Annotated in this window: 1 protein-coding gene and 1 pseudogene; both read right to left on the bottom strand. The window is 68.3% G+C overall.

Going from position 1 to position 2,016, the window contains the following annotated elements:
- Nucleotides 1–208: pseudogene (locus tag BN903_RS17720) on the bottom strand (aminopeptidase P family protein); the annotation flags it as partial.
- The coding region (locus BN903_RS14425) for a UvrD-helicase domain-containing protein (protein ID WP_079890692.1) at nt 205–2,016 on the bottom strand (1,812 nt) is incomplete at its 5' end. The gene BN903_RS14425 and the pseudogene BN903_RS17720, both read right to left, overlap by 4 nt.

The raw sequence follows: 2,016 nt of genomic DNA, 5'->3' as shown, positions 1-2,016 counted from the left end.
CCAGCGCGTACGGTCGGTCCGGGCCGGAGAAGCGCGTGAGGTAGCGCAGGTCGTCGTCGAAGCGGCCCCCGACGGCGACGAACGCGCTCGCGTCGGCCGCGCGGACCGCATCGACGACGGGGGTAAGATCGGTCCGCAGCGGGCGGAACTCCCCTTCGGTAGCGTTTCGGGCGGCGGCTTCGTCCGGCTCCGCGTCGTCCCCGCTCACGGCTCGGGTTCGGGCACCGCAAGCTCCGCTTGGACCTCCTCGACGAGCTCCTGTGCCGGCTCCTCGCGGAGCTCGTCGAACAGCAGGACGCTTATCGGGAGCGTCGGCGCGCCGTTGATCAGGCTCTCCATGATCACGAGCCGCTCGCGCGCCCGAGACATCCCGACGTAGAAGACGCGGCGCTCGTTGTCGGTGAGCAGGGGTACGGGGCTGGTCGACTTGGTGAACTCCTCGACGCCGTCGACGTCGGTCGGGTCGTCGATCGAGGCGGCCATCTGCTCGACCACCTTCTCGGTGAGGTCCGTCGCCACGAACACGTGGTCGGCCTCGCGGCCCTTCGCGGAGTGGATGGTGCCGACGCGGACGCGGGTCGGGTCCATCCCCTGATAGTCGCCCTCGAAGTACGCGCCCATCGACTTCCGCTGGAAGCTCGTCACCTTCCGGACCATGTCGTCGGCGCTGTCGGTGTCCGGCATGAAGGGGATGTACTCGTCGAGCGTGTCGGCCGAGACGTCGATCAGGGAGACGTCGTCGGCGTCGGCCGCCTCCTCGCGGTCGTCGAGGTAGTCGTAGAACTCCTCGCGGTCGTGGGTCCCGAACGCCGACTCCTGGAGCATGTCGGCCAGCCGCCGGGCCTCTAACCCGTTGACGGGGTCGCCGGCCTCGGCCTTCTCGACGGCGTTGACGTAGTCTTGGACCCGGTCGGTCCACATCCGGCCGTCGGTGAGCATCGAGAAGGGGATCCCGTGGTCGATGAACTCGTCGATGAAGTCGAACATCTGGTAGCGGGCGCGGAACAGACACATCACGTCTCCCTCGTCGTCCTCGACCGTGTACCGGACGTTGCGGACGAGTTCGAGCATCGAGGGCGATTCGATCGCCTCGACGGTCCCGCCCTCCTTGCGCGGGTGGAGGTCCTTCTCCTGTCGCTTGTCGATGTGGCGGATCTCCGCGTTGACGACGTTGAGGATCTCCGAGGGGAGCCGGTAGGAGTTCGGGAGGACAACGTCCTCGTCGACCTCGGTGTCGAGGAGGAGGTCGGGGTCCGCGCCCTGCCACGCGTAGACGACCTGGTCGTCGTCGCCGGCGATCAGCACCTTCCGCATGTGTGGCCGCCACTCCTCGAAGACGTTGTACTGGAGCGTGGTGATGTCCTGAAACTCGTCGATGATCAGGTAGTCGACGCTCGGGACGAGCGAGCGCTGCGCGACCCGTTCGAGCATGTCCGCGAAGCCGACGAGGCCGTTGTCGCCCTTGTAGCCCCGCCACGCCCGGATCGTCTCCGGGATGTCGATCCGCTCGTCGTCGGAGGGCCACGTCGGGGTGTACTTGTTGCCCTCCTGGGCGTTCGGGTCCTCCTCGGGCGGCAGGCGGACCTCCTCGACGTTCCACTGGAAGGGGACGTCGTACCAGTCGGCGACGTCGCGCTCGGTGCGCTGGAGCCACTGGGAGGTGGCGATGATCTTGTTCCCGATGGTCGTCGACCGCGCGGTCCGGCGACCGGCCCCGCCGTGCTGGTCCTCGAACTCGACGCCGTACTCCTCGCAGAACGCCTCCTTGTCGTCCTCGCCGACCACGTCGCCCCGCGAGAGGTCGAGCAGTTCGTACGCCTTCGCGTGCATCGTGCTCACGTTCCCCTGGAGGCTGCGCGGCGAGATGTCGAGCCGCTCGGCGAGTCGCTCCCGGATCTCGGCGGCGGCCGCGCGCGTGTACGAGACGACGAGCACGTCCCGGACGTCGGCGTCCTCGGTCTCCAGTATCTCCTCGACGCGGTCCAAGAGCGCGGTCGTCTTCCCGCTTCCCGGCCC

The organism is Halorubrum sp. AJ67, from assembly GCF_000513435.1.
Note: the sequence above shows the minus strand (reverse complement) of the source record. Positions and strands in the feature narration are given on the sequence as shown.